General features: G+C 43.0%; 5 protein-coding genes and 2 tRNA genes. 4 read left to right on the top strand and 3 right to left on the bottom strand.

Translation table 11 applies throughout. From position 1 onward, the window contains the following. Nucleotides 1-124: 124 nt before the first annotated feature. From AC06MN_RS14600 to AC06MN_RS14590, 3 genes are all read right to left on the bottom strand, one after another. Nucleotides 125-772, bottom strand: coding sequence for a hypothetical protein (locus AC06MN_RS14600; RefSeq protein WP_475673107.1), 648 nt, complete (start codon nt 770-772; stop codon nt 125-127). A 211-nt stretch (nt 773-983) separates the two neighbouring features. Then, nucleotides 984-1,056 (bottom strand) — tRNA-Glu (locus AC06MN_RS14595). A 37-nt stretch (nt 1,057-1,093) separates the two neighbouring features. Beyond that, a tRNA-Arg gene (locus AC06MN_RS14590) sits at nt 1,094-1,167 on the bottom strand. 413 nt (nt 1,168-1,580) lie between these two features. Between AC06MN_RS14590 and AC06MN_RS14585 the strand changes: the two genes are divergently transcribed. The 4 genes from AC06MN_RS14585 (at nt 1,581) to AC06MN_RS14570 (ending at nt 6,651) form a co-directional block, all read left to right on the top strand. Then, nucleotides 1,581-2,402 carry a phosphatidate cytidylyltransferase gene (locus AC06MN_RS14585; protein WP_475673106.1) on the top strand — a complete coding sequence of 274 codons (822 nt, stop codon included), beginning with the start codon at nt 1,581-1,583 and terminating at the stop codon, nt 2,400-2,402. After that, entirely contained in the window at nt 2,390-3,073 is a 684-nt protein-coding gene (locus AC06MN_RS14580; protein WP_475673105.1) for a phosphatidylserine decarboxylase family protein, read from the top strand. The genes AC06MN_RS14585 and AC06MN_RS14580 overlap by 13 nt, the downstream gene beginning before the upstream one ends. Before the next feature lie 22 nt (nt 3,074-3,095). Further along, complete coding sequence (locus AC06MN_RS14575) at nt 3,096-5,006, top strand: tetratricopeptide repeat protein (protein WP_475673104.1); 1,911 nt, start codon at nt 3,096-3,098, stop codon at nt 5,004-5,006. Nucleotides 5,007-5,184: 178 nt separating this feature from the next. Further along, a complete protein-coding gene (locus AC06MN_RS14570; protein ID WP_475673103.1) occupies nt 5,185-6,651 on the top strand; it encodes a T9SS type A sorting domain-containing protein in 1,467 nt (488 codons plus the stop codon). The last annotated feature ends 357 nt before the right edge of the window (nt 6,652-7,008 follow it).

Here is a 7,008-nt window from a genome sequence, read left to right as displayed (position 1 = left end):
AATCGTCAAAAACAACATGTCAATGAGTGGATAAACGAACGCTATCGACAGCCAAAGTCCTCTGAAGAGCGACTGATTCCGAAAGATTGACTCTTGTGGAACGGCTTCCACTCGAATTTATGAATTAATAGAACATACCTTCAGAGATTTCTGCTTTAAACAGATTGAAGTCAATTGATGGGAGGTGTAGGGCTGCTTTTTTCGATTCGTAATCGAGGATGATGGCGTTTAGTATTTCCTTGCGTTCGGTGTCGTTTTGTCCGGATTCGATAAAGTGGCGGATGTGAGACGGGGAAAAGTTGTTGGTGGCTTCCTGCCAGTTTGTGATGTCGGTGAAGGAAAGATCATAGGCGTAATCAAAGAAAAGTGTGTCGATTTTGACTTTTCCTTTTAGCGGTGCAAAGGTTTGGGAAAAGACAGATAGGATGTATTGGTTTTTGATTTTCTGTTTTAGGTGTGAGAGGAAGTCGGTGATTTTGTCGCTTTGGTGGTGTAGTTGAAGGATGCCGGAAAGGATGGAAAAGACGGCATCGGCATCGTCGGTTGTTTGCTGTGCGTCTTCGTAAAATTTTTCGATATGCTCAGCTGGTTGCCTGTCAGACATCACAAATACATACTGCCGATAGGTCGTGTTGAGAATGTTGAGGATGGTGTTGTCGTTTTTGTTGGTGTGGGTTTTAAGGGCAGCATAGATGTTTTTGTTGATGGGACTTGTGGCAAAGTGTTCTGAGAGTGTAGAACGCTTAATAAAACGGATGTTTGTGTTGCTCATGTTACCTTTATTTATAGTTAAAAATAGGTTCTTGGCTTCCCTTGTTGAAGGCAGGGAAAAGCCAGTACAATATTACAAAAATAAAGGCTGTTAAAGGTGGATGGTATAATGATTGTGCAAAGAGGCCTGAAAAAACTGACAAAATAGGGGGTGTGGTGGAAATGAAAAACCCTAAATGATTGGAAATCAATTAGGGTTTGAAATGTTAGGGTAGCCCATAGCGGATTCGAACCGCTGTTGCCTGCGTGAGAGGCAGGTGACCTAGACCTCTAGTCGAATGGGCCAAAAATGAAAAAAGGTTCGTTTTGTGGAACCTTTTTGTGAACTAGGCGGGAGTCGAACCCACAACCGCCTGATCCGTAGTCAGGGACTCTATCCAATTGAGCTACTAGTCCATCGTTTTTGACACTGCAAAAGTACAGCTTTTTTTTGTTATGCAATCAAAAAATGACATTATTTTTTCTTTTGTCTGTGAATGATTTGATTTTCATTGAATTAAAATTCAATTGGATGTTTTTTTTCTTTGTAGAATATGCAAAAATCGAGGCGATTTTCTTCTTTTCCCGTTTTTCCTTGGAGTGTTTTCGGCTCAAAATGCTAATTTCGGTTTTGTCAAATGTTGTGTGATGATGGGCTTTATTCGGAGTTTTCGGTATGTCGAATTTGACTGCTATGGGAAATCTGCTTTTCGTCTTTGTCCTTCAAACAATCGTTTCGCAGTTTATTTTGTCGATTATATGGTTTTCTTGCAAATATTTTGTCGCAGTGTTTCCTTTTTCCTTATTTTTGCCAATCTTATTGAAAGACAATGCGTGAATTATTAATTAGGACGCTATCAGGCGCAGTTTTGGCAATTTTAGTCATAGGTAGTATTTTGATTCATCCTTTGGCTTACGCAGCATTTTTACTTTTTGTTGTCGCAGTGGGAACTTTTGAGCTGGGGCGGCTCAATGCTGTGACAGATAAGCTCAGTGTTTGTTTTGTTGAAACGCTGTCCATTGCCTTTTTTGCACTTTGCTCATCAGTGGCAGTTGGTGTTTTGCCGATGAAAGCCCTGTCTTTGAATCTTTTAATAGTCGTTTTGCCTTTTTTGTTGGCTTTGTTTTCAAAAAAGTTCAAATTCAGTCAAGTAGCGGCCTTTGCATACGGTTCGTTGGCGTTTCTTAGTTTGCCATGCTCACTGATGGTTTTTATGTACGATAAATCGTTGTTTGGCAGCTTAGCGGGTCCGGCATTGGTTCTTATTGTCTATGCATTGATGTGGGCAAACGACACTTTTGCTTATCTGACGGGCAGCCTTTTGGGAAAACACAAACTGTTTTATCGTATATCTCCTGGAAAGACGATCGAAGGTAGTTTAGGCGGATTGCTGCTAACTGCCGTCGGCTTTTTGATTTATAATCATTACGCGCAGTCCATGTCGTTGCTTCCCGCATTGGGGCTTGTGTTAGTGGCTGTCGTATTTGGCACTTTGGGCGATTTGTCTGAATCGATGTTGAAACGCCAAGCCGGTGCCAAGGATTCGGGCAAGCTGATTCCAGGTCATGGCGGCATCTTGGACCGTTTCGATTCCGTCATGTTTTCCGTACCGTTTGTTTTCACCTATTTATTATTGTTATGCGAAAGTTAAAGATAAAGGAACGTATTCATGCCGAGGGCGCTATGGTGATTCTGTTCACTGCTGTGTTGGCGGTGGTACTGATTGCTGTGCTGAACATATTTTTCCCACATCAGACGTTTTGGCATTTTCTTGCGTATTTTTTGATTTTTGCATATAATTTCTGGACGGTTTGTTTTTTCCGCATCCCGATTTACCGGAAGACAACTTTGCTTGAAAATGCGGTGCTTTCGCCTGCCGATGGCAAGGTCGTGGCAAACGAAATCGTGAAGGAAAACGAATATTTTAATGGCGAATGCCGCCAGATTTCAATTTTCATGTCGATTTACAACGTGCATGTGAACTGGTTCCCGATGGATGGCGAAGTCACCTACTATAAATATCATCCGGGCAAGTTCCTTGTGGCTTTCAATCCGAAATCATCGACTGACAATGAGCACAATACCACTGTTGTCAAAGACAAAAAGGGTAGGGAAGTGCTGTTCCGTCAGATTGCGGGATTTTTGGCCCGTCGCATTGTCTGCGAATTGGAAGCTGGCGATGAGGCTCGGGCTGGCGAGGAATTCGGCATGATCCGTTTCGGTTCGCGCCTCGATGTCTTTCTGCCCGTTGATGCCGAGGTGAAGGTGAAAATCGGCGACAAGACCCGCGGCAAGGTTACTGTTTTGGGTGTCTTGAAATAAGATATGCTTTATCTTTGCGGCAATGAAATGGAGATGTTTCATATTGTTTCTTGCCGTGGTTCTTGCGGCTTGCTCTACGAGGCATTCTGCCCCTGTAGACACCCAATTTGTTGCGTCTCCTAACAAACAATTACAGGCCATCGACAGCCTGATGTGGCGGCAGCCCGACAGTGCGCTGAAGGTACTGATGGATTTTACCGCTACCCCGCTGGCCGATAGTTTGGGCGAGTTTAATGGGCATTACTGCCAGATGCTGTTTTCCGAGCTGCTTTTCAAGGAAAGCAAACCGCAGGTCAACAGGGAGGATTTGCTGAAGGCGATGGATTATTTTGACAGTCTGACAATCGTCCTTAACGACAACCCTCAGCTTCGAAGCCGTCATTGCGGACTTGGTTCGCAATCTCCCGGCCAAAACGACAACATTGTCTTCCTTGATGCGCGGGCGCATTATATAAAAGGTGTTGGTTTTTATGAGCGGGACAGTGTGGTTGAGGCTTGCGCCGAATACCTGAAAACCTTGGAACTGATGGAAACGCATTTCGATGAAAAGGATTTGGTGAAAAACAAGGCAAAGTTTATGGAATATACCTATAACAGGCTTGGGGACTTGTTTTCGGGACAGTTTATGATGGAATCGGCCATAGTTTGCTACGAAAAGTCTCTTGCTTTTTGCCGCATTGAGCCGACTTCGCCAACAGCATTTTCCAACATCATCTGTCGTATCGGATACCAATATTCCAAGTTGCGCGATACTGAAAAAGCCGGACAGTATTTCCGCCAAGCCTTGGATTCGTTTCCTCAAACACAAAAATGGGATGTCACTTATAGGGACATCGTTTCAGGTAAAGCCATAAACGACTATGAAAGTGGAATGGGTTTGGAAAACTCCATTGCGATGATGAAACAGGTAGTAAGCCTATCGGGGGATGAAGTGGAACGATTGAGACGTTGCATGGTCATCGGAGCGATTTTCTTTGAAGAAAAAATGTATGATTCAGCGTTCTATTACATTGAACCTGTCTATGGGAATTTGGAGGACGAAAGTTTAAAAGATGTAGTTGCCCCATATATGCAGATGTTTTATGAAAGGAATGAAGACAGCGTGAAACTTCATGAATGTATGCGCTTTTTGACTGAAAATAACAAACCGAAAGGCGAAGAAAAAGCCTTGGTCTCGAGACTTGACAATCTGTTTCAGGATTACTTGAAGCAAAAGCAGGAACAACTGACCGTCGCACAACATACAAAGCACATTAGGAGAATTGTCGGAATCATTGTGCCGATTGCGGTGTTGTTGGCCTTGGGCGTTATTGTCATAGCGAAACTGAGGAGCAATAAATTGCTGAAAAATCAGCAGGAGGGAGCGGAACAAGAGTTGAGACTGCTACAGGCTGAGGCTGACAAAGCTTTGGAAAAGAGCAAGAGAAAGCATGAGGAGGAGTTAAGGCAGTTGCAGGATGTATCGGAAAAAACATTGAAAGAGATTCAAAAGAAACATGATTTGGCTTTGGAAACAGTTCAGGCCGACAATGCCTTGACGGCGAAAAAGGCAAAGGAGAGTCTTGCTGAGCGGCTGAAACTTATTTATAAAGCATCGACGATGAACCGCAACAAGGTGATTTCTGATGAAAACGATTTCGAAAAGGTGAAACGCTACCTGTTTGGCGCAAAGGATGCCACGGTTTGGGATGCCATGAAGCACTGCATGGATGAAACCTATCCCAATCTTTATGCGCAAATGGCAGAAGCATATCCCATGTTTTCGGATGTGGAACTGAAAATCTGCCTGCTTTCGGCTTTCAAATTCCGTACTGATGAAATTGCCGATATTGCGGAACTGAAAAACGGCACCGTGAGCACCTACAAGACCAACATCCGAAAAAAGGTGCAAAACCTTCCTATTGATCACATCGCCGAGCAGTTCATGGACTGATTTTTGGCTTCCGAAAAGTACAAAAAACTTCAATTTGGATTTGTTTATTTTATTGATAAACAAATAATTGTAAATTTTTATCTTAGAAAAACTTCAATTTTGGAAAAGCCGAGTTTTTTAGGCTTTTTTTTGTTATAATATTGCAGTCTCATAATGAAAACATTAAAACTGTAATACAATGAAAACAAAAATCTATCTGGCAATTATCATTGCCACCATTATTTCGGGCAGCCTTTGGGCGCAAAATGAACCTGTGGAAATCGCGCTATCATCGGATTATTACTATCGTTGTCTGGAAGCGTTGCCAAATGGCGAATTCCTCGCTTGCAGCAACAATTGGGACACTCGTACCTTTCGAATACAGAGAATGAATGGAGATGGTGAAGTGCTGCAAGAGACCGTACATCCTGACTATGGCTATCAGTTGTATTGCGAAGAAATCTTCCAAGATGGAGAAGGCAACAACTGGATGGTAGGTGGCAAGGATTATGGCGACAGTCTGAAAATCTGCGTAGGATTGATAGGCGACGACCTTTTTTTCAACGAAACGGGATCTTTCCCTTTTGAAAAAGATTATGTTTTGCCATTAGTCTATCGGAACGCCGATGGCACTTTCATCATGTCATGCTATAAGGAACATTATAGAGCCAGTCAATATGTCCGTATTGTTCGGTTCGACGATAAGGGCACCGTTCTGGCAGACAGAAGTTTCGTTGATGACATGACAGCCAATCCTCAATACGGCGCGTTGTTGGATTACACTTTTGTGCCTGACGCAAACGGTGAAAAATTCTATTTTGCCTTTCCGTATTTTTACACGAAGGATATGCGTGTAGATTGTTTTGAATTGGACAAGGATTTGAATTCAACCCTGTTCCGTGAAGATGTTTTCAGGGATTTGCCCCAACATAGCTTTCCTATGATTCCATACACCGTGCTTCATCCGCAGACTGGCGAAGTGCTTGTCATGGGAGAATTAAGTTTGGCACCGTCTAACGGACAAACCGAGGTAGTGCAAGATGCAATGATTGCAAAACTCGATTCCGAGTTCCTTTACCAAGGCATGGCCTGGGGCAAGACTACTCAAACCCATGACCAGCGTTCTTTGTCAAGAGCTATTGACTTTGGTCAGGATGGCAGCATTTACATGTGTGCCTATATGGACAATTTGAGGATGCATGATTTTTGCGTATCCCGATTCGACACTAATCTTCACAAACTCGATGAAGTGTTTTATCACAGCCCGTTGTATAGCACCATTCCGTATTACATTAGCGTCTTGACCGATGGCAGTTGCGTAATCAGCACTAACGGAAGCATTAGAAATTCAAGCGAATATGTTATTTCCAATGCTATCTTCCACATTCCCGCCGAGGCTTTCCTAAGTGTCGATGAAGCCCACGCCAACGGCCTGAAGGTGGCTATCGCCTACCCGAACCCGGGCGGCAGCGAGATGCACATCCGCACTGCGGTTGAGAATGCCGCCGTGGAAGTTTACGACATGAATGGCCGCCTTGTGGCACAGCAGCCTGTCACGGAAACGGAAACCGTGCTGGATGCCACCGATTGGGCTAACGGTGTTTATGTCTGGAAGGTGGTTTCTGAAAAGGCTGAGATTGAGACGGGAAAATGGGTGAAGGAATGAATGATTTTTTTTTGTATCTTATTGGAAAATCATAATGGAAAGTGTTATTTTTGCCACGTCATTCACTTTGAAATTTGGCTAATGGACTTCACGAAGTTCAGAGGAATGGCGCAAAAATGCTAAAAATAGAAGTCCCCTTAAATAAAATATTTATGAAAAAGAGTGCTTAGTACATGACAAAAATTTCAAGAAGAGCAAAAAAACGGAAAAATCCGATGTTTTTTTAGTTAAAACACTTGCATAATATCTTGGAAATCAGTAACTTTGAAGAAAATTTCCTATGTTTTCCATAGCTACTGATTCCAAGATACGGCGCAAAGATAGCGATTTATTCGACATACTGTGCAGTCATTTCGG

The sequence above is a fragment of the Candidatus Limimorpha sp. genome (assembly GCF_056203535.1).
The sequence above is the reverse complement of the archived record's forward strand: the minus strand, read 5'-3'. Positions and strand labels throughout refer to the sequence as shown.

Bases quoted from the DNA above. Each gene is read 5' to 3' on its own strand.
- AC06MN_RS14600 (WP_475673107.1), bottom strand. From the start codon at position 772: ATGAGCAACACAAACATCCGTTTTATTAAGCGTTCTACACTCTCAGAA.
- AC06MN_RS14585 (WP_475673106.1), top strand. From the start codon at position 1,581: ATGCGTGAATTATTAATTAGGACGCTATCAGGCGCAGTTTTGGCAATT.
- AC06MN_RS14580 (WP_475673105.1), top strand. From the start codon at position 2,390: ATGCGAAAGTTAAAGATAAAGGAACGTATTCATGCCGAGGGCGCTATG.
- AC06MN_RS14575 (WP_475673104.1), top strand. From the start codon at position 3,096: ATGAAATGGAGATGTTTCATATTGTTTCTTGCCGTGGTTCTTGCGGCT.
- AC06MN_RS14570 (WP_475673103.1), top strand. From the start codon at position 5,185: ATGAAAACAAAAATCTATCTGGCAATTATCATTGCCACCATTATTTCG.